This is a genomic window from Ulvibacter sp. 2305UL32-6 (assembly GCF_058148545.1).
Window position 1 is genome coordinate 520,984 of the sequence record NZ_JBYVKA010000001.1, and the last position, 20,731, is coordinate 541,714.

General features: G+C 33.8%; 25 protein-coding genes. 18 read left to right on the forward strand and 7 right to left on the reverse strand.

Annotated elements, in window-relative coordinates:
* Window positions 1-11: 11 nt before the first annotated feature.
* Genes ACY2RU_RS02465 through ACY2RU_RS02475 form a run of 3 tightly spaced genes read right to left on the reverse strand, consistent with a single transcriptional unit; the run spans window position 12 to window position 2,480 of the window.
* Window positions 12-1,226, reverse strand: a complete 1,215-nt coding sequence (locus ACY2RU_RS02465; RefSeq protein WP_490136816.1) for a metallophosphoesterase — start codon at window positions 1,224-1,226, stop codon at window positions 12-14.
* Window positions 1,227-1,248: 22 nt separating this feature from the next.
* Window positions 1,249-1,830 (reverse strand): CDP-alcohol phosphatidyltransferase family protein, encoded by a 582-nt coding sequence (locus tag ACY2RU_RS02470; protein WP_490136817.1) that lies wholly within the window; start codon window positions 1,828-1,830, stop codon window positions 1,249-1,251.
* 17 nt (window positions 1,831-1,847) lie between these two features.
* On the reverse strand, window positions 1,848-2,480 hold the full coding sequence (locus ACY2RU_RS02475; RefSeq protein ID WP_490136818.1) for a hypothetical protein: 633 nt from the start codon (window positions 2,478-2,480) through the stop codon (window positions 1,848-1,850).
* Between the two features lie 180 nt (window positions 2,481-2,660).
* Between ACY2RU_RS02475 and ACY2RU_RS02480 the strand changes: the two genes are divergently transcribed.
* Both ACY2RU_RS02480 and ACY2RU_RS02485 read left to right on the forward strand, forming a co-directional pair.
* Entirely contained in the window at window positions 2,661-2,993 is a 333-nt protein-coding gene (locus tag ACY2RU_RS02480) for a YtxH domain-containing protein (RefSeq protein ID WP_490136819.1), read from the forward strand.
* A 494-nt stretch (window positions 2,994-3,487) separates the two neighbouring features.
* Complete coding sequence (locus ACY2RU_RS02485) at window positions 3,488-4,693, forward strand: phage integrase SAM-like domain-containing protein (protein ID WP_490136820.1); 1,206 nt, start codon at window positions 3,488-3,490, stop codon at window positions 4,691-4,693.
* Here ACY2RU_RS02485 and ACY2RU_RS02490 read toward each other — a convergent pair.
* Entirely contained in the window at window positions 4,690-4,842 is a 153-nt protein-coding gene (locus ACY2RU_RS02490; protein ID WP_490137466.1) for an AraC family transcriptional regulator, read from the reverse strand. The two genes, ACY2RU_RS02485 and ACY2RU_RS02490, sit on opposite strands and share 4 nt — an antisense overlap.
* A 70-nt stretch (window positions 4,843-4,912) precedes the next feature.
* Here ACY2RU_RS02490 and ACY2RU_RS02495 point away from each other — a divergent pair, with 70 nt between their 5' ends.
* The 13 genes from ACY2RU_RS02495 (at window position 4,913) to ACY2RU_RS02555 (ending at window position 15,848) form a co-directional block, all read left to right on the forward strand.
* Window positions 4,913-6,058, forward strand: coding sequence for a helix-turn-helix domain-containing protein (locus tag ACY2RU_RS02495; protein ID WP_490136821.1), 1,146 nt, complete (start codon window positions 4,913-4,915; stop codon window positions 6,056-6,058).
* 293 nt (window positions 6,059-6,351) lie between these two features.
* Complete coding sequence (locus ACY2RU_RS02500) at window positions 6,352-7,221, forward strand: universal stress protein (RefSeq protein ID WP_490136822.1); 870 nt, start codon at window positions 6,352-6,354, stop codon at window positions 7,219-7,221.
* A 53-nt stretch (window positions 7,222-7,274) separates the two neighbouring features.
* Window positions 7,275-7,799, forward strand: coding sequence for an HdeD family acid-resistance protein (locus ACY2RU_RS02505; RefSeq protein ID WP_490136823.1), 525 nt, complete (start codon window positions 7,275-7,277; stop codon window positions 7,797-7,799).
* Window positions 7,800-7,811: 12 nt separating this feature from the next.
* A complete protein-coding gene (locus ACY2RU_RS02510) occupies window positions 7,812-8,666 on the forward strand; it encodes a universal stress protein (protein WP_490136824.1) in 855 nt (284 codons plus the stop codon).
* A gap of 6 nt (window positions 8,667-8,672) precedes the next feature.
* The gene (locus ACY2RU_RS02515; protein WP_490136825.1) at window positions 8,673-9,065 is read left to right on the forward strand and encodes a VOC family protein; all 393 of its coding nucleotides are present in this window, start codon (window positions 8,673-8,675) and stop codon (window positions 9,063-9,065) included.
* Window positions 9,058-9,498 (forward strand): universal stress protein, encoded by a 441-nt coding sequence (locus ACY2RU_RS02520; RefSeq protein WP_490136826.1) that lies wholly within the window; start codon window positions 9,058-9,060, stop codon window positions 9,496-9,498. The genes ACY2RU_RS02515 and ACY2RU_RS02520 overlap by 8 nt, the downstream gene beginning before the upstream one ends.
* An 11-nt stretch (window positions 9,499-9,509) precedes the next feature.
* The gene (locus tag ACY2RU_RS02525; RefSeq protein ID WP_490136827.1) at window positions 9,510-10,376 is read left to right on the forward strand and encodes a universal stress protein; all 867 of its coding nucleotides are present in this window, start codon (window positions 9,510-9,512) and stop codon (window positions 10,374-10,376) included.
* A gap of 1 nt (window position 10,377) precedes the next feature.
* Complete coding sequence (locus ACY2RU_RS02530; RefSeq protein ID WP_490136828.1) at window positions 10,378-10,731, forward strand: SpoIIAA family protein; 354 nt, start codon at window positions 10,378-10,380, stop codon at window positions 10,729-10,731.
* A gap of 49 nt (window positions 10,732-10,780) precedes the next feature.
* On the forward strand, window positions 10,781-11,530 hold the full coding sequence (locus ACY2RU_RS02535) for an outer membrane lipoprotein-sorting protein (RefSeq protein ID WP_490136829.1): 750 nt from the start codon (window positions 10,781-10,783) through the stop codon (window positions 11,528-11,530).
* 10 nt (window positions 11,531-11,540) lie between these two features.
* A complete protein-coding gene (locus tag ACY2RU_RS02540; RefSeq protein ID WP_490136830.1) occupies window positions 11,541-12,767 on the forward strand; it encodes an ABC transporter permease in 1,227 nt (408 codons plus the stop codon).
* 23 nt (window positions 12,768-12,790) lie between these two features.
* Window positions 12,791-13,999, forward strand: coding sequence for an ABC transporter permease (locus tag ACY2RU_RS02545; RefSeq protein WP_490136831.1), 1,209 nt, complete (start codon window positions 12,791-12,793; stop codon window positions 13,997-13,999).
* Between the two features lie 9 nt (window positions 14,000-14,008).
* On the forward strand, window positions 14,009-14,692 hold the full coding sequence (locus tag ACY2RU_RS02550; RefSeq protein WP_490136832.1) for an ABC transporter ATP-binding protein: 684 nt from the start codon (window positions 14,009-14,011) through the stop codon (window positions 14,690-14,692).
* The gene (locus ACY2RU_RS02555) at window positions 14,679-15,848 is read left to right on the forward strand and encodes a hypothetical protein (protein ID WP_490136833.1); all 1,170 of its coding nucleotides are present in this window, start codon (window positions 14,679-14,681) and stop codon (window positions 15,846-15,848) included. The genes ACY2RU_RS02550 and ACY2RU_RS02555 overlap by 14 nt, the downstream gene beginning before the upstream one ends.
* 69 nt (window positions 15,849-15,917) lie before the next feature.
* On the opposite strand, the gene ACY2RU_RS02560 is transcribed toward ACY2RU_RS02555, so the two are convergent.
* The 3 genes from ACY2RU_RS02560 to ACY2RU_RS02570 all read right to left on the reverse strand — a co-directional run bounded on the left by ACY2RU_RS02560 (window position 15,918) and on the right by ACY2RU_RS02570 (window position 17,676).
* Complete coding sequence (locus ACY2RU_RS02560; RefSeq protein ID WP_490136834.1) at window positions 15,918-16,187, reverse strand: heavy-metal-associated domain-containing protein; 270 nt, start codon at window positions 16,185-16,187, stop codon at window positions 15,918-15,920.
* 123 nt (window positions 16,188-16,310) lie between these two features.
* Window positions 16,311-16,889: a DUF6134 family protein gene (locus ACY2RU_RS02565; RefSeq protein ID WP_490136835.1), complete on the reverse strand. Its 579-nt coding sequence runs from the start codon at window positions 16,887-16,889 to the stop codon at window positions 16,311-16,313.
* A gap of 16 nt (window positions 16,890-16,905) precedes the next feature.
* Window positions 16,906-17,676 (reverse strand): M90 family metallopeptidase, encoded by a 771-nt coding sequence (locus ACY2RU_RS02570; protein ID WP_490136836.1) that lies wholly within the window; start codon window positions 17,674-17,676, stop codon window positions 16,906-16,908.
* Window positions 17,677-17,829: 153 nt separating this feature from the next.
* On the opposite strand from ACY2RU_RS02570, the gene ACY2RU_RS02575 reads away from it, so the two are divergent.
* From ACY2RU_RS02575 to ACY2RU_RS02585, 3 genes are read left to right on the forward strand one after another with little or no spacing between them, the layout of a single operon-like run.
* Window positions 17,830-18,984 (forward strand): permease, encoded by a 1,155-nt coding sequence (locus tag ACY2RU_RS02575; RefSeq protein ID WP_490136837.1) that lies wholly within the window; start codon window positions 17,830-17,832, stop codon window positions 18,982-18,984.
* Window positions 18,985-18,999: 15 nt separating this feature from the next.
* On the forward strand, window positions 19,000-20,019 hold the full coding sequence (locus tag ACY2RU_RS02580; protein ID WP_490136838.1) for an inorganic phosphate transporter: 1,020 nt from the start codon (window positions 19,000-19,002) through the stop codon (window positions 20,017-20,019).
* 11 nt (window positions 20,020-20,030) lie between these two features.
* Entirely contained in the window at window positions 20,031-20,660 is a 630-nt protein-coding gene (locus tag ACY2RU_RS02585) for a hypothetical protein (protein ID WP_490136839.1), read from the forward strand.
* The last annotated feature ends 71 nt before the right edge of the window (window positions 20,661-20,731 follow it).

Here is a 20,731-nt window from a genome sequence, read left to right on the forward strand (position 1 = left end):
GCATAGCAGAACTATCTTACTAACTCGATTAATGTAATCTCCGGTCGCATTCCTATGCGACCTGGGAAACCCATCCATCCAAGACCTCGATTGACGTATAACTGCTGTAGATTCTTTTTATACAATCCAGACCACTGTTTGTATTTCAATTGAATAGGGCTCCATTGCTTATTTCCTATCGCTACGGCAGCTTGCATCCCATGTGTATGACCAGAAAGTGTTAGGGCAATATCAGTCTTGCCAACCACATCTGCGTCCCAATGCGAGGGGTCATGGGTAAGTAAGATCTTAAAGGGAATCTTCTCCACATGCTGCATTGCTTTGTCTAGATTTCCATACTGTTTAAAAGGTGGCTTTCCCCAATTCTCAACACCTACTATGGCGATAGTTTGGTCTCCAATAGTAAATTTAGCAGACTCATTTAATAACAACTTAAACCCAACATTTTTGTGAAATTTTTTGATACTCTCAAAATTTTCTTGCTTTTCTGTTTCGGTCTCCCACTCTGAATAATCCCCGTAATCATGATTTCCCAAAATAGAAAATTTACCTCTTTTGGCTTTCATTTTTTTAAGGACAGGTTCCCAACCCCTCAATTCCCATGCATAATTATTGACCAGATCTCCTGTAAAGAAGATAAGATCAGGATCTAGATCATTGATCATATCAACCGCCTTCTTAAAAATATGATATCGAAACCCGAAACTCCCCAAATGAAGATCTGAAATATGAACTACTTGTAAGCCGTTAAAACTTTCGGGAAGCCTTTCGCATTTAACTTTAATCCGATGAACCTTAAAGCGATATCGCGCGCCAAAAATGGCATATAAAATTGTAAAGAAGGGAAGGAATCCTGCTACTAGACCAAAGATTGGAACAATAACAAGGGATTCCGTTTTAGAGAAATAATAATTACTAAAATAAAGAATGCTAATAATTATAACGAAAATGATCTTTGGGATAAAAGAAGATATTGTGAGTCCGTATAAGGAAGATATAAGTAACTGCTTCCGTTCTACGGGAATGGAATCCATTTTTAATTTAAGCGTCAATATTGCTGTAACGAGACCAATTGTAAATGTCCAAAATAGAATATTGATAACCAATCTCAATTCTTGAGAATCTAGAAATTGAATAAGCGATTGTAACCAGTAGAAAGCAAGAGCATCTATCCCTACTATGGCCAAACACAAAAGAAAAACTGCAAAAATGGAGTATGAGCGCATTAAATAATGTTTGTTTTTACAGTTAGTTCAATCTTCTTTTATCCCGCAATGCCCAATAGATTCCTTTTACTCCTTCTACCCATTTATCATATAAAAATATCAAGATTATTTCTTCTATGGTTTCCAAGACACCTATTCCGATCATAAAATAGAACAGCCAATAGACAGGGTCAAAAAAGAGAACCCACAATATAAATACGCCTTGAATAAGAGCTGATGTTTTTGCCAAATACGTATGAAACGCTGTTGCCTTTCCATATTTTAAAAAAGCGATGATCATTTGTATACCATATGGGATGAGAACAAGAAGTATTAATTTAAAATTCTTAACGATAAAGTCATTTTCAAAGAAATACAATCCAATTATACCAATGACAAAGGTAATTTGATCCCCTAAGGAATCTAATTGAGAGCCTCGCGCACTGGTGATCTTTAATTTTCTAGCTAAAAAACCATCAATAGCATCGGTTAAAAAACTAAACAATAAAAACCATGTAAAAAGTGTTCTTACATCTAGCCAAATAAAAAATAATAAAAACGGAGCAGCTAATATCCTATAAAAAGAAAACCAATCTGCAATGTTAAAATTTTTAAATGTGAACATATAAAACTAATCATTATTTAGCGATTTGTAATGACATTTTCTTTTTCTAATTGCTTCATTAAAACACTTACATATTCGTTTACGGTGCGACTAATAGATTCTGGATTATACAGATCGATGGCACCTACCCATAGAAGTGATTTATCACTTTTTTCGTTGATGTTGTAGAGAGAGGTTTCTACATGATACACACTGTATGCGCTGTAATAACCTGGCGTATAATAAATATCTTGATTTCTATAGTAATAGCGCCCAAAACGCGTCCAATTATACCCTACAGTATAATAGCCCTGCGTATAATTACGTTTATCATCTACACCTTTTACAACCGAAATTATGACTGCGTCAAAACCTTTTTCTGAAAGTCCATCGATCATTTCCTGAATTTTAGATTCAGTTTGTTGAGAATCTGTAAATGTAGCATCGAAAACCTCTGCACTTTCAACCGCATTAATATTTCGGTTTTCAAATTCAGTTTTAAGTTTAGACTCAAAAATTTTTCGTGCAGTTAAGTTATCTGTAACCCCAACAATTAATAACTTTTGCGGTTTAAAAAATAGCACCTCACTGTTTTTCCAACTATCTACCACACGCATAGATCCACAACTTGAAAGCAATATGGCGAGAGAAATCAATAATATCTTTTTCATCTTTTAAAAGTTTACATTAATAAGGAACAAATTACTGTCTTACTACCACTACTGAAATGATCAATATCATGTTGCAAATTAATCGTTATTAGCGTTTTAACTGACGTATATCATTTTATAGGACTGAAAATCATCATAATTTTATTATTAAATAAATATGAACGATTAAAAACATTTATTATGGACTCAAATAAAAAAAATGTGCTTTTAGCATTAGTAGCAGGGACAGCCATAGGCGGAATATTAGGTATTCTATATGCGCCGGATAGCGGTTTAAAAACACGGCAAAATATCAAGTCAAAAACTTTAGAAACTTCACATGAAATTGCTGAAAAACTCAGACATGCAAAGGAAGATCTCGCAACTGCAGCTCATAGTAAAAAATTAGAATTTGAAAAAAAGATGGATGTAGTCATCACAAAAGCGAGCCTCAAAGCCGATGACTTAATTGTTGATTTGGAACAAAAGCTGGAAGCTCTTAGAAAGCAAAATGCTAGGTTACAAAAAAGCTAAATAGCACTAAATAATATATAGAAAGGGCTAGAAACACTTTATCCTGCGCTCTACACAGAGAATTAGGCTTCCTATTTTTGGGCATAAACACCTCTTTATTTCTCAAGAGGTTTTATTTGCAGCTGAAACTAGATTCACTCCGTTCCCAAAATGGAATGGTCTGAGGGGAAAACTTTGAAACGAAAATCTGCTGTGCAGGCATAACTTGTTTTTGGCATTTTTTATAGCCTAATTATGTTTGCCTATTCCAAAACGCAAAAAACCAGCTACTAAAGCAGCTGGTTTTCGTTGTAGCGGGAACTGGACTCGAACCAGTGACCTTCGGGTTATGAGTTTTTGATACTGCTATATTAAAAACACTCAAACACCTTTAAAAACAATACTTTAAAGCCTCGTTAATTAATTTTGATATCATCTAATATCAATCAATACCACTATTTGTTGTACCTATGTTGTACCTAAAAATGTTATCTTTGTAGTCCAAAGGTAATGATATGGCAACAGTTAGAGTAGTTTTAAGAAAGAAAAAGAATAAGGCAGGATTATATCCTATTGCTGTGCGTATTACAAAAGACCGTAAAAGTTCTTACTTAAATATCGGACAATACATTGATGAAAAGTTTTGGGATGAAAGAAATCGTAACGTACGAAAATCTCACCCTAATTCTAAAGTCCTAAATAATTTCATCATAACCAAAGTTGCGGAAGCGAATGATAAGCTTCTTAAATCTGAAATGAAAACAGAATATGAAACTGTTTCTGAAATAAAGGATAAAATTGTAGTTTCAAAAAAACTTGACTTTTTTGACGTTGCCAATATGCATCTTCAAAATCTAAAAAACAGAAATAAGCATCATCAATACGATACTGAGTTTGGAAGATTGAAAAAGTTTAAAGAATTTCTTGATAAAGATGTTCTTCCTTTCAATCAACTTGATGTTGCTTTGCTGAAAAAATTCGAAACGTACCTATTGCACAATAAAAATCTCTCCCCCAGAACCGTTGTTAACTATTTAATACTTATAAGAACCATTTTTAATTTGGCTATATCTGAATCTATTACAGATAGAGGATTATACCCATTTGGAAAAGGTAAAATAACAATTAGAATCCCTGAATCTCAAAAAATAGGTTTTACCACAGACGAAATTCAAATATTGGAAAATGCTAAAGGTATAACTGAATCTCAGCAAAAGGCTATTCATATTTGGCTAATCAGTTTTTATTTTGCTGGTATTCGTGTAGGTGATGTTCTAAAATTAAAATGGTCGGACTTTAATGATGGTCGATTGCTTTATCGAATGAATAAAAACAGTAAACTTGTTTCACTTAAAATCCCAGAAAAAGCAATTGAAATATTTAAGTATTATAAAGAACAATTGGCTAATGACGAACTTGTATTTCCGCAATTAAAAGATGTAAATCTTAGTGATACAGAAGAGGTCTCAAAAAGAACACAGTCTATAACACGGAATTTGAACAGAAGATTAAAAATTGCTGCCAAGCAACTAGGAATTAAGAAAAATATAAGTATGCACATTGCTAGGCATAGTTTTGGAAATATTTCAGGGGATAAAATCCCAATTCAAATGCTTCAAAAATTATATCGCCATTCGTCGGTTACTACCACAATTCGATATCAAGCTAACTTCATCCACAAAGATGCCGATGATGCTTTGGATAGTGTTATAAACTTTTAACTTTTAGCAGCCCTAAACATTTTCGGTGTAACACCTTTATGCTTTTTAAAGGTCTTCGTAAAATGACTAGAATCGGTAAAACTCATTTTCTGTGCTATTTCAGAAAAACTCAAATTGAATGATTGAAGAATGTCTAAACTTAGTAGGATTCTTTAAATGTTAAAATATAAAATTACCTTTGAGAACAAACTAACCCCAATAAAAACTATTAACTAACAAATGGATGTATCGTATAATTTTTTAAGTTTAGTAGATACATTGGGTGTTGTACAAGGACTTTTATTCGGGTTAATGCTTATTTTATTGCACTCTAAAAGTAACAAGCCTACGCTCTTTTTAGGACTGTTTATTATCCTCTTTGCGTTAGAACCTATCCCTAATATTTTAGAAGACTTAGGGATTTTAAGCCAAAAACCATTTTGGGAATTATTTCCTGTGAATTTTCACTTTTTAGCATATCCGCTGTTTTACATTTATATTCAGAAAATCTCAATATTTAAAACTGAAAAAAGTAGTTACTGGACACTTATCCCTGGTGCAATAGAAGTTATTGCTGCCTTTGTGGTATTCTTTTTACCTGTTTCGACCAAGCTTCAAATAAAAGAGTCCTCTTTTGCCACGCTTTATTTTGTTGTCGGCTTGTGCTACACCTTATACATTTGCTTTTTAATTTTAAAATGGATTCGCTTACACGTTAAAGAAGTCGCAGAGCAATACAGTTCGACAAATCATAAGACGTTAGAATGGTCAAGATGGTTCATTTATATAAGCATCATTTTTCACCTTCTCTTATTATCAAGTTTTTTTATTGACAGTTTTTCTTTATATGTATTTGTTTCCATAATAAATGTGATTTTAATTTATTGGGTTTCTTTCAAAGGTATTGCTCAACAGAATGTTATTGCTCTTATTTGGGCCTCGCCACCTTCAAATATAAATGATGAAGGTGTACATACTCCTTTTAAGCAAAAACTCAAAGAACAACTTAATATAACCTCTAATTCAAATAATAGCTTATTAACGGTTGAAGAAGCAAGTGATATTCTTGAAACGGTAAACGATTATATGATAAGTTCTGAATGCTACATTAATGATAAACTTACCATAATTGATATTGCTGAAGCAACAAATATTCATCCGAAGAGAATATCACACGCTATTAATTCAATCAAAAAAATAAACTTCAATCACTATATCAATAGTTATCGCGTGGCATATTCTAAAACACTTTTAAAAAGTGATTTGTCAGACAGTCTATCTATTGAAGGTATTGGTCTTGAGTGCGGTTTTCATTCTAAAACAACCTTTTACAGTTACTTTAAAAAGATAGAAGGAATGACACCTGCTCAATATAAATCGTCATAAACTCGGTTTTTAAACTTTCTTAGTTCAAATTTCGGATATCTGCACCTGTGGACGGTCTAAATTCTTGATTTTACGACTAATACTTCGGAAATTTGTATAGGCAAAAAACAAGTAATTCTTGGTTAACATTTAGTCACTCAGAATTTAGTTTTTTTCATAATGGTTGGTTAGTAAAAAGCCCTACTCAAACATTCAATTATCATTTATTAGTTAATTGATTAATGGTTTTCTGTTTTTCAGATAATTGAATATTAGGGCTTTTTTTTCAAAATTAAATACACAAATAATATACTATGAACACGATACTAGTACCCACAGATTTTTCGGAAACAGCAAATTACGCATTAGAAGTTGCAGCACAATTGGCTAAAAAAAACAACAGCAAACTCATTATGTTGCATATGCTGGAAATTCCAGAGCATATTATGCCAAGCGTAAAGGGAACGAACGATGTTCACGAAACGCATAATACACATCAAGACGATATTCCTGAGGCAATTTTTTATATGAAATTAGCACACAAGCGTTTTGAAGAAGTCAAAGCACAACCCTTTTTAGAAGGTGTCAATTACGAAGAAGCGGTGCAAAATCATTTGAATTTTAAAGGCATCATAGATTCCGCACACAAGCACAATGCAGATTTAATTGTAATGGGTTCGCACGGTGCAACTGGCTTTAAGGATGCCTTTGTCGGTTCGCATACAGAAAAAGTAGTTAGAACCGCAGATGTGCCTGTTTTGGTTATTAAAGACAAAGACACCAATTTTAAAGTTGATAACTTTGCTTTTGCTTCAAATTTAGATGAAGAAAATACAGCCTCTTTAATAGATGCTTACAAACTTTCGCAACAGCTCAATTCAAAATTTCACGTTGTCTATATTAATACTGCTGGAAGTGAATTTTTAACCACCAAGCAAATTGATGATAAGTTCGACACTTTGCTTAAAAAGTCAGGATTAGACATAGAAACCATAAATACTTCGGTCTATAATGACATAAGTATTGAGCAAGGTATTTTAAACTTCGGGGAAAAAGTGAATGCAGACTTAATAGGCATTCCAACACACGGTCGAAAAGGACTAGCACATTTTTTTAACCACAGTTTGGCTGAAGATGTTGTTAATCATTCTAAAACACCCATCGTTACTTTTAAGATAAAATAGTGCCATATACGCTTTCGCGGAAGCGTACTCTAATAAATTAAAATCATAGTAAAATGAAAACAAAATCTAACATCATATATCCCATACTAAAAGGTTTAGTATTTATCGCATTAGGCATTTTAACGGTTGTAAAACCGACTGAAACCTTAGAACTTCTAACCCTATATTTTGCAATTGCCATAGGTTTTAGAGGATTTTATTTACTGTTCTCAGGATTTCGGTTAAAGCGACATCAAAACCTAAAAACTTGGGTTATACTTAATGGTATTCTAGATATCATATTTTGCTTAATTGTCTGGTTACATCCATCAATAACTTTAGAAATTTTACCATTCATTATCGGTTTTTGGGCAATAATGGCTGGGTTAATAGAGTCTTCAATTGCCACAATCCAACCTTTAAAAGAATCTTGGCCAAAATTTCTGTTTGGTATAATTATTTTAATTTTTGGATGGACTATCATCTTACACCCATTATACGCCAGCCTTCTACTCTCTAACTTGTTAGGTGGTCTTTTAATTTTTATGGGACTAGGTTATATTTTTATAAGTATCACAATTAAAAAATTACTTAACTAAAACTATCATATTATGAAAAACATTCTTATACCCACAGACTTTTCAGACAACGCTTGGAACGCCATAAAATATGCCATCCATTTGTACGAACAAGAAACTTGTACGTTTCATTTTTTACACACATACACACCAACTGCTTATGCCTATAATATGAATGCAGGCTTGGGTTACACAAGTGTAGCCTCATTAAAAACCGAATACGATTTGGTGTATCAAGCCTCACAAGATGGATTGCGTGAGACTTTAGAAAAAATTGCCAAACACTATCCTAATAACAACCACGATTACGATGTTATTTCAGCATACAATATTCTTACAGATGAAATTAATGATGTAGTCGAAGAACGAAACATAGATTTGGTAATAATGGGCACGCAAGGTGCAACGGGTGCTAAAGAAGTGCTATTTGGAACTAATACCGTTTATGTGCTTAAAAAAGCCAATTGTCCGGTGTTGGCAATTCCAAATAGGTTTCACTTTAAGTATATAGACGACATTCTTTTTCCTAGTGATTATAAACATCATTATACAAAAGAAAACCTTGCAACAGTTATAGAAATGGCTGATTTAAATGAAGGAACGGTTCACGCATTACATATTTCAAATGAAGTAGAACTTTCATCAGAACAGCAGAAAAATAGAGATGCTATTGATGATTATTTCAAAACCATCAAGCACGACTTTAAAGAAGTAGCAGATGCAGATGTACCAGATGCAATCTCACAATATATCAACGATAATAACATTGACTTATTAGCAATGACACGAAGAAAGCATTCGTTCTTAGAGCGTTTGCTATTCAAACAAAATATCTCGGTAATTGGTATGCACCTTAAAATTCCATTTTTGGTGTTGCCTGTAAAATAAGTTGTTATGATTTCTGTAGAACATATAGACCATCTAGTTTTAACAGTCGCTTCCATAAAAAGAGCTTGTAAATTTTACAGCGAAAATTTGGGTATGGACGTGATTACATTTGGCGATAATCGCAAAGCCTTAAAATTTGGTCAGCACAAAATAAATTTACATCAGTTAGGTAATGAAAGTGAACCAAAGGCGAGAAACCCACATCCTGGAAGTGCCGATATCTGTTTAATTACTAAAACACCTATTGAGGAAGTACGACAGGAACTCGTGAAAAACAATGTTATTATAATCTCAGATATTGTGAAACGAACTGGTGCTAATGGTAGTATTAAATCTATCTATTTCTATGACCCAGATGGAAATTTATTAGAAGTTTCAAACTACACAAACAATGATTAAAAAAATTTTGATAGCCATAGATGATACACCTTCTGCAATGCACGCTTCAAACTATGGCGTAACATTAGCCAAAGCATTAAAAGCAGAGGTTGGGATTATTTATGTAACCCATTTTAATATAGGTAACATTGATGCAGGTATTTTACCAGTAGATGCAGAAAAAGCAATTCAACAAAAACACGATGTTTTGCTTAATGAAATTAATAGCATTCATCCAAATGTAACTATCAAAAAGTTTGACCCGATTGGAAGACCTGAAACCGAAATTAAAAATACAATCGAATTATGGAAGCCCAATCTTTTAATCATTGGGCATCATACACACGATTTCTTTCAGAAAATGTTTGGGCATCATACCGAACATCATTTGGTTAAACACATTAAAATACCGTTACTAATAGTACCGAAAGAATATAAATTCAATATTAATTAAATCAAAAAATTATGGCTTCATTATTAAAAATTTTAGCAGGTTCCACAGGAAACCCAAATGACAAAAAACTAGCATCTTATCTCAATTTTTTAGCAGGTAAATTACCTGTGGAAAAAGTAACCCATTTACACGTTATTAAGAAGTTATATGATGAAGGTGGTAGTAATAATTTATTCAACGATGCTTTTTCTTCGATGGAAAAAGTGATTAAGGATGAAGGTATAAATCCGTTACTAGAAACCTACACAAATGTAAATAACCTTAAAGCGATTGTAAACTCTGGCAAAGTTTTATCGAAACTAGAAGAAGTGCTGAACGAAGAAAAATCAGATATTGTAGCTGTAGGGAAAAAGCAAAATGGCTCTAGCGCACTAGCAAAAAATATTGTTAGAAAATTAGACTGTAACACGCTCATCGTTCCAGAAAATTCTGAACATACGTTTGTAAATATTTTAGTGCCTGTAGATTTATCTGCACATTCTTCAAAGCTTTTAACAAATGCGATTGCACTACAAGAAAATTCATCTGAAGTGGTTTTTATAACCTGTCTGCACGCTTATGAAGATTCAATGCTTCCTGCCTATAAAACGTTACGTACAGATGACCAAGTGCGTAGGGAAACCAAAGAGCGTGTTAATGAAGCATTCCACAAATTTATTGAGAAGAACCAAACAGAAAAGAGTAACATCAAGCCTGTACTTTTAGAAGAAACTAATAGCAAGCCAAGTCATTATATTCTCAAATATATTGAAGAAAACGATGTTGATTTTGTCCTAATGGGTACGCAAAGCCACAGTAAATTTGATAGTATTATGGGTAGTACTGTAGAAAAAGTAATCACTAAAAATAACAAATGTCCTATTTTAATAATCAAATAAGATGAAAGCAATTATCGAACACGGAAATGTTATCGCCATTGAGTTTACACATCGTGTCATCAATAAAGATGACGTTGAAGAATTAGAAGAACTGATACGTATTGTAAAAACAGACTATACTTATGCTAATGTTCTCATTCTAATAACACAATTAGAATCTGTAACCTTTAAAGCATGTGTAGAAAGCTTAAAAATGCTAGTTAAAAACAGGAAAGATATTAAAAAAGTGGCGATAATTTCAGAAAAGGAAGTTTATAATATAGGTACTAAAATAGATAATTTCTTTATGCCTTGGAAAGAACACTACTTTGATATTAGTGAAATTGATGATGCTTGGGAATGGGTAAAAAAATAGATTTTTTATCTTTCAGAATGTAAACAACCTGTCACTTAATATTTTTAAAATGAAACACCTATTATATATTCTATTCATTGTGATGTGCTTTACCCAAAGTAAAGCACAAAACCTTACTGCTACACAAATTGTACAAAAATCTGAAGACCATCGTCAAGGCGATTACAGCCAAGGCGAAATGAAAATGACCATCGTACGTCCAGATTGGCAACGTGAAATGCAGTTAAAAATGTGGTCTATAGGAACAGAAAACACCTTGATACTGGTTACAGGTCCTGCCAGAGATAAAGGCACCGCCTTTTTAAAGCGTGATACAGAAATGTGGAATTGGCAACCCAAAATAGACCGTGTTATAAAAATGCCACCTTCAATGATGTCACAGAGTTGGATGGGATCTGATTTTACCAATGATGACCTCGCCAAACAATCTTCCATAGTGATAGATTACACCCATAAAATTGTAAGCGAAGAAACCATTAAAGACAGAACCTGCTGGAAAATAGAACTGACACCGAAAGAAAATGCTGCGGTAGTTTGGGGCAAAATTATGATGTGGATAGACCAGAAAGATTTTATACAAATGAAAGCTGAATATTATGATGAAGACAACTATCTCATCAACACAATGACAGGTAAGAATATTAAAAAAATAGGTGGCAAAATGCTACCAAACACCTTAGAAATAGTACCTGCCGAAGAAGAAGGTCAACTAACAAGACTTGAATATCTCTCGCTAAAATTTGATGAACCTATTAAAGATGGTTTCTTTTCAATACAAAATATGAAACGAATTAAATAAACAAAACCCAATGCTTTTAAAACTGGCTTTTAGAAATATTTGGCGTAACAAACGACAAAGTTTACTAACCATTCTTGCGGTGGCTTTTGCGGTGTTTTTGGCGTGCTTTCTGCGTTCGTTTCAAAAAGGGGCTTGGGATAATGTGGTAGATAGTTCGGTAAATATGTATTATGGATATCTTCAAGTGCATAAAAAAGGCTATGATGATGACCAAACTATCGATAATTCTTTTGAGTTAAATCCAGAGCTTAATGTCAAATTACAGCACATTTCCGAAGTAAAAAATATCATTCCAAGATTAGAGTCTTTCGCCTTAGCTTCTGCCAAAAACACGACAAGTGGCATTATGACTTTGGGCATTGACCCTAAAAAAGAGGACGAACTTACCCAACTTTCTAAAAAAGTAATTTCTGGAACATATCTAACGCCCAATGACAAAGGTATCTTATTAGCTGAAGGGCTTTCCGAAAAACTAAAACTAACGGTTAATGATACGCTTGTATTGATTTCGCAAGGCTATCACGGTGTCAATGCAGCAGGAAAGTATCCCGTTCGTGGTATTGTAAAATTTCCGTTGCCAGAACTTAATAAAAGTATGGTGTTTTTGTCTTTATCTGCGGAACAGGAATTTTTAGGGGCTACCAATCGAGCGACTTCATTGGCATTTTTACTACCTAAAGAAAGTGTGGTTGCCAAAACCAAACAACAAGTTAGTACTCTTTTAGACACCGAACAGTACGAAGTATTAGATTATAAAGAACTAATGCCAGATTTGTTGCAAGCCAGACGTTTGGACGAAATGGGTGCCTATCTTATTATTGCGGTGTTGTACATTCTCATTGCGTTTACCATTTTTGGCACCATATTGATGATGACAAAAAAAAGGGCATACGAATTTGGGGTTTTACTCGCCATTGGGATGCAACGTTGGAAACTTTTTGCTACCATAGCGATTGAAATATTTTTACAATCTGTCATCGGAATACTCATAGGAATTGCTGCGGTGTTGCCAGTATCCTACTATTTTCATACACACCCTGTTAATATAGAAGTGATTGCAAAAGACGCAGCTGGTGCTTTCGAAAAGTTTGGTGTTGCACCTGTTTTTGGGTTTTCCATAACACCAGATATTTATATCAACCAAAGTATGGTCATTTTTATCATCACAGTCATCATAAGTATTTATCCATTGTTAACACTCTTCAAACTGAAGCCTGTGGAAGCAATGCGAGAATAATTTAAAAATTAATAGTATAACAAATGATTCCTAAAATAGCTTGGAAAAATATTTGGCGGTCACGTTCTCGCTCACTAATTGTGATTGGGTCTGTTGTGGCTGGCGTTTGGGCATTTATTTATATGATGGCTTTTGTGCGGTCTATGTCTGAGGGTTATGTGGATACTGCGGTACGTTTTCAGACGTCGCATCTTCAAATACACAACCCTAAATTTGTGGACGATAAAGACGTAAAGTTCACACTCGACCCATCTATTACTAATGATGTGGAACAGCTTCCCGAAGTCAAAGAAAGTAGTGTGCATTCGCTTGCTAACGGGATGATTCGTTCCAGTCGTGCCACACGAGGCATTACTATTAAAGGGATTTCGCCTCAAAAAGAATTAAGCATCAGCCCTATTGACGAAAAAATTGTGGAAGGCAATTATTTTTCCGAAGACAAGAAACACGAAATAATAATTAGTCAAGAATTGACTAAAAAATTAGAGGTAAAACTTCGGAAAAAAATCGTGCTGTATTTTCAAGACCTCAATGGCGAAGTGGTTACAGGCTCTTTTAGAATTAGCGGAATTTACAAAACCAGTAACAAACAATACGATGAAGCCAATGTCTATGTAAAACGCAGCGTATTGAACACCTATTTGGGCAATCCTAACGCTGCACACGAAATATCGATTTTATTGCAAAACAAAGACGAAATCCCAAAAGTACAACAGGAATTGACTGCAAAATATCCTGATTTATCGGTTCAGAATTATACCGAAATCGCACCAGACGTCAATCTTTTTGAATCGCAAATTTATATGGTATCTATCGTGATGCTGTTCATTTTTATGTTGGCCTTGGTCTTCGGAATTGTAAATACAATGCTAATGGCAATTTTAGAGCGTACCCACGAACTCGGTATGTTAATGGCGATTGGGATGGCACGTGCAAAAATTTTCTGGATGATTGTTTTGGAAACCCTCTTTTTAAGTGTAATCGGTGCACCTATTGGAATGCTTTTGGGATGGCTTTCGGTTACGTATTCAAAAACGAAAGGTATTGATTTGGCAAGTTTTTCAAAAGGTGCCGAACAATTTGGGATGGACACGGTTATTTATCCGCAACTGGAATTTAACGTCATTGTGCAATTGACCATTGCCGTTTTTCTTACCGCCATTGTTGCAGCCATTTATCCTGCCTTAAAAGCGGTGCGATTACAACCATTAGAAGCTATCAGAAAAAAATAAAACAAGATTATGCCAATTATAGAAACAAAGGGAATCACAAGAACGTACAATGCCGACAAAGTGCCTGTGTACGCCTTACGAGGTGTGGATTTAAAAGTTGAAAAAGGCGAGTTTACCGCCATTATTGGCCCTTCGGGATGTGGAAAAACCACCTTGCTCAACGCTATTGGCGGATTGGACAAACCCACTTCTGGCGAAGTCATTATTGATGGTACAAATATTACGGAATTGTCTGATGCAAAGATGATTCAATTCAGAAAAGAAAATATTGGTTTTGTGTTTCAATCCTATAATTTGATTCCGGTGCTTACCGCAGCCGAAAATGTAGAATTTATTATGCTTTTACAACATAAAAGCAAAGAAGAACGACGTGCGAGAGTACAAGATTTGTTAGAAAAAATTGGCATTGGCGACGAGATTGATAAGTTTCCTTCAGAAATGTCTGGCGGACAACAACAGCGTGTTGCAGTAGCACGAGCCTTGGCATCTAAACCTTCCTTTATTTTGGCCGATGAACCTACCGCAAATTTAGATTCTATTGCCACGAACGAGTTGTTGGACGAAATGGCAAAACTCAACAAAGAAGAAGGCACAACCTTTATCTTTTCTACCCACGACCAACGTGTTATCGATAGAGCAAAACGTGTGATAACCCTTGTAGATGGACAAATTACCAAGGATGAACTACAGTAAATTTCACATCGTATTCTTGACATTTTTTTTATGTACTTCTGTGGTTTGGGGACAAAAAGAAAAGCCAAAAAACTGGGAACTTTCTGGCTATCAAAAATCATTACAAGGCTTAATTTCTTTTGAAAATCCATTAACACAAAAAGATACGGTTTTAACCGATATTTTTTTACACAATCGCTTAAATTTTAAATGGTTTCTTACGGAAAATTTAACGGTAAAAGTCGAATTAAGAACACGACTTTTCTTTGGTCAATTTCATCAAAGTGCGTTTTCGCCAAATTTTAAGCAACAATTAAAAAATGATAGCAACGATTATTTGAATCTGCAAATCGTTTCCACCGGAAACCAAACCGTGTTGCATAGCGTTTTTGACCGTTTGTATGTAGAATACTCAAAAGAGGACTGGGAAGTTTCGGTAGGACGACAACGCATTAATTGGGGCATTAGCACCATCTGGAATCCGCACGATATATTTAATGCTTTTTCGTTTACAGATTTTGATTATGAAGAACGCCCTGGTGTGGATGCTATTAGAATTAAAAAATACATTGGTTATTCAGGCGGAATTGAATTTGCTATAAAAGCTTACGATAATCCCGACGATTTAATAGCAGGTTTGGTCTATAAAGTAAACAAATGGAATTACGATTTTCAGTTTTTGGGTGGTTATGCAAAACGCGATGTTGTAATGGGCATCGGTTGGGTTGGTGCTATTAAAGACATCGGTTTTAAAGGCGAAATGAGTTATTTTAAAGCGACTATAAATGAGAAAGAAGATACATTTACAGGAACCATTGGTGTCGATTATGGTTTTAAAAATGGCACATATTTAAACGTAAATGCGTTATATAATGCCACCGATAATGACAATGCCAATTTGTTTGATTTTAAACTGGAAGCACGAAATTTATATCCGTATCAATGGGCAAGTGCGGTAACTATTTCGCATCCATTTACACCTCTACTTACAGGAAATTTAAATGTTATTTATTCGCCTGTTGATGGGCAGCCACTCTTTTTAAATCCGAACCTCTCGTACTCTATTTCACAAAATGTAGATGTGGATATTATTGGGCAATTTTTGGTAAAAGATACTTCAAATAGCTACCAGTTTATAACCAGTTTGGGTTTTTTACGGATGAAGTATAGTTTTTAAAGATATTATTTACAAAAACCAAAGCGACACCATTACTGATATCGCTCTAATCCATTATAGTAATTTTTCTTATTTCTCTAAAGTTGGGAATATACCTTTTGGGATGCAATGTAATCCTATGTGATTAACTGCATCTTCAACATTTTTTACAGATACTAATTTTGAAGTGTGTACAATAAATTCTTTAGGATATACTTCTTTTATTAAAACTACATCATTGACGCCATCTACGTTTTCAATTGCTAATTTAATTTTACCCATTTGTTCGTCAGAACTTGCGTTAGTTCCAAATATTCTTCCGTGATTTCCTGGTATTACATTTTCTGTTAGTAAGCTCATTATATATTTTGATTTTTTATTTTATATCTCTGACAAAGTTAAAAAAAATACGTCCTTATCTCTCTTAAAAGAAAATAATGGTGTTCACATTTCTGAAATTCACACGATTTTATCTATTGGTCATTACAGTTTAGTTAGATAGCACGTTGTTATAGAGAGGTGCAATATTGCACTATTCAACGCACCATTTTTATAGGTGTATTCTGCTTCCTTTTCGCCATTAGCACCTAATAGTTTATACGTATGTTTTCCTGTTTTTCTAATTGTTTTTTCAACGCCATCAGCTTCAGAAAACACAATAGTTCCTTCCTTTGGTTCATTGTAGTATAACATTGTCCCGGTAAATAAAATCGGTTCTTTATGCTGTAACTTGTTTCCATTCAATGCAAGTTTATAACCATCAGGTGTTTCGCTAACCGCATTATGTGAGTGGACTTTATCATTAACATAGGTAATTGCAGTACTGCTAACTAACGTATCGTTTTTAAAAGTACTATTAATAGTGTAACTGAAATTTACTTTTATAATTGCCTTAAAAGTAGCATTGCTTGTTACTTTAATCGTTGTTTCATCTTTTTCCTGAATTTTTGAAACCGTCAATTTCCCTAAGTCTCTTTTTTTTGTACTTATATTAAAAATTGACTCTTGCGAATAACAGAAGTATGCACTTAATAATATTATAAGGATGAATGTATTTTTCATATATCGTGTCTTAGTCTCATTTAGGATGTTGATGAAAGCAATCCGCTAACATTTTATAAAGTTCGGGATGTTTCTTTTGAAGTAAATCTGGGCGTTCAAAAAAGTATTCAGATGCTACAGCAAAAAATTCAGCTTCATTGGTACCACCATAATGTCTTATATCTGAATGATTATCATTTATCGCTTCCATTTCACTATGAATCAATTTTAACCAAGGAATAGCATATTGATGTTGTATTAATCTTTCAGGAACACCATCGGTTACACCATCTATTTTGTCTATAAGATGCACAAACTCGTGAATTGCTGTATTATTTTTATCTGTATTATTCTGAAACCCTTGATATAATGCTTTTTTAGATAAAATCATATGTTTCTCATATCTTCCAGTACCGACTAAACCTGCAATGACTCGTGATTTTGCACCTTTTTCAAAATCTAAATCTTCATTAAAGTGGTCTGGATACAGTATTATCCCACTTAAATTGGTATAATGCCATTCTTCAAAGCCAAATACAGGAATAACTGCACTTGCAGCAATTAATAGTTCATCCAAATCTTGTATTTCTAAATCTACACTATCTATATAAACTTCACTTAAAAATTGCATCGTTCTCTTTTGAAATATGAGTTGCCTCTCATAAGATAATTCTTTATAAAAATGGACATTTTTAAGTAATAGTGGGTGCCAATTTTCAGGAAATAATTTTGCCTTTTTTCGGCTATTTTTATAGAGTGCGTAAATAATGAAAAGGATTAATAATCCAAAAATAATATTTAATATCATAGGGCTAAAAATACAAAAACTGGGTGCGTTTGAGCACTTATGCGAATATCAAATTAGTTCAAAATGCGGATATTAAAACTCATTGTAGTACCTGTATATTTAACAACGGTATTATTATTTTAACTTTATCATCTAATAATCTATAGGTATGTAATGGACATAATACAGAATTTATTTAGCTCGCTATTTGGTATGATTTGGGAACTTTTTTGGGGTCTCTCTTTGGGTTTTATGCTATCCTCATTAATACGTGCTTTCGTTTCAACCGAAACCATTAGCAACTCAATAGGTAAAACCACACCAAAATCCATTGGAATTTCAACATTCTTTGGGGCAATATCTTCCTCTTGTTCTTATGCAGCAGCTAGTATGTCAAGAACACTTATGATTAAAGGTGCGAGCTTACCTAATGCAGTTGCTTTTTTAATCTCAAGCACAAACTTGGTGTTTGAAATATTCATCATCATATTGAGTTTGTTAGGTTGGGCTTTTTTTATGGGCGAATTAATAGGTGGCCTGTTTTTTATATTGGTTACTGCTTTATTAATCGCCAAACTATTTCCGAAGAAAGTTATTAATGAGGCTCGGAATCATTTAACTGCTTCTGATACCCATAGCACAACAATGGAACATACGCATTCTGAAATGGATATGTCTTCCCACGACCATTGTCACGATATGCCAATGACTAAAAAAGACACGAGTTTTAAGGATAAAATTATTATAGGAAGCCAACACTTTGTAGTGGATGTTACTATGGTGGGAAAAGATATACTCATAGGTGTTGTTATTTCTGCTTTTTTAATGGTGTTAGTACCCAAAGAATTTTGGGAAGCATTATTTCTTCAAAACAATGCTGATTATCCAGAATTCACCATCTTACTTTGGAATGCAGTTATAGGTGCTTCAATCGCGGTATTAAGTTTTGTGTGCTCTGTTGGAAATATAGTTCTAGCTTCCGTTTTATGGTATGGTGGCATTTCGTTTGGTGGCGTTATTGCGTTTGTACTTTCAGACTTAATTACATTGCCTATGCTTCAAGTGTATCGTAAATATTTTGGGTGGAAACCAATGCTTTATCTATTCCTGTTTTTGTTTATTGGAATTGTATTAACAGCCTCGTTTTTAGATTATTCTTTTGATTTTTTGGGTTGGATTCCTGAAAGTCCAAAAGAAGCACTTCAGCTTGAAAAAAATCCATTTCAATGGAATTACAAGACCATACTTAACCTCATTTTTATACCGATAACAATTGGTTATTTTTGGTTAGGTAAGAAAAATAGCAAAGGGATGACAATGCATCATTAATAATATATCAACTAAATGACACTACTAATTCTAGGGATTATTCTCGTACTCATTTACGATTTTACCAACGGTTTTCATGATGCAGCCGATATGGTGGCAACCGCTATTGCTTCACGAAGTATGTCGCCTGGAATCGCAATTCTTATTGTAACCATTTTTACATTTATTGGACCTTTTGTTGGTGGTGTGGCAGTTGCAAATACCATTGGCGAATTTGTTAATATTACTGAAGCAAACACTTTTGTGGCACAAAGTGTGGCTCTTTCTGCGGTATGTGCAGCTATACTTTATAATATTTTAACTTGGAAATTAGGCTTGCCCACATCCTCTTCCAACTCGTTAACGAGTGGTTTGGTAGGTGCAGGATTATTTGCGTTAAGTGGCAATAGTATTCATTGGGGAATTTCAGAATTAATGCAAGGCGAATTAGTAGGTTTTATGAAAATTGTAGCGGGAATTATTATCTCGCCATTAGCTGGTTTTATTGTCGGTTTTATCGTGGTAAAATTATTATTGAAGCTATTTTCTCGACTCACAATGAAATCTAAACCATTGTTGAAATATAGCCAATATGTTTCGGTGTCGTTATTGGCATTTAGTCACGGTACTAACGATGCCCAAAAGGGAATGGGTGTTATTGCAATGTTATTAGTAGCAAGTGGTACACATACAGAATTTACAGTTCCAATCTGGGTTATTTTAATCTGTGCTTCGGCAATTACTATTGGGACAATGTTTGGCGGTTGGACTATTATAAAAACAGTAGGTTTTGGTATTTACAAAGTAAAATTAGTGCATAGTATGGCAGACCAATTGGGTGCATCGCTTATTATATTTGGTTCTTCACTTATTGGTGCACCAACTTCTACAACGCAAGTGGTTACTACAACCTTAATGGGTGTAGGTGCTGGCGAACGTCCTAAACACGTACGATGGAATGTAACTAAAAATATATTTACAGGTTGGTTATTAAATATCCCTACGTGTATTGGTTTGGGTTATGGTATTTGTTATTTATTTAACCTGTTTAATTAAAACTAAAAAAAATGAATCTTTTAAAAAAATTTCAAAAATATATTCTACCAGAAAAAATAGATTTTTTCACAAAAATGGAATTACAATCGCAACATTGTTTGAACCTTGTGCAGCGTGTTTGCGACTTTTATAAGAATGATAAAACAACCCTTCCGGAAGATTTTAATAACGCTTTCGCGAAAGCGGAAACCAATAGACAGACTGCATTAATAGACCTCAATAAAACCTTTATCACACCTGTAGATAAAGAGGCTATAAGTCGAGTCTATTTTCAATTGAATAGAATCGTACGAAAAATTAAACACCTACTTACCGAAGTTGAAATCTATGAAATTTACTCGTTAAAAAGCTACGAATCTCTATTGCAGCTTTTGCAAAAGGAAGCTACATTATTAGACAATGGATTGAAATTACTAACTACCAAAAACTATGTAGAAATTCATCAAAACACCGACACGTTGATTCAAGTATCTAACGACTTTTCCAAAAATTATGCTCAATTAATGAATGACTTATTTAAAGGGTCTGACCAACGAAAAATATTAGAACACAAAGAAATTTTGTTTCAATTAAAAGACATCAATCACACTATTGTTAATGCTAATTACGCTCTGGAAGATATTGTTTTTAAGATGAATTAATACTTCACGTTCATTTAAAGGTTAACAAAAAAGATAAAGCTGTAATGTTTCATTTGAAGTTTTACCCTAAT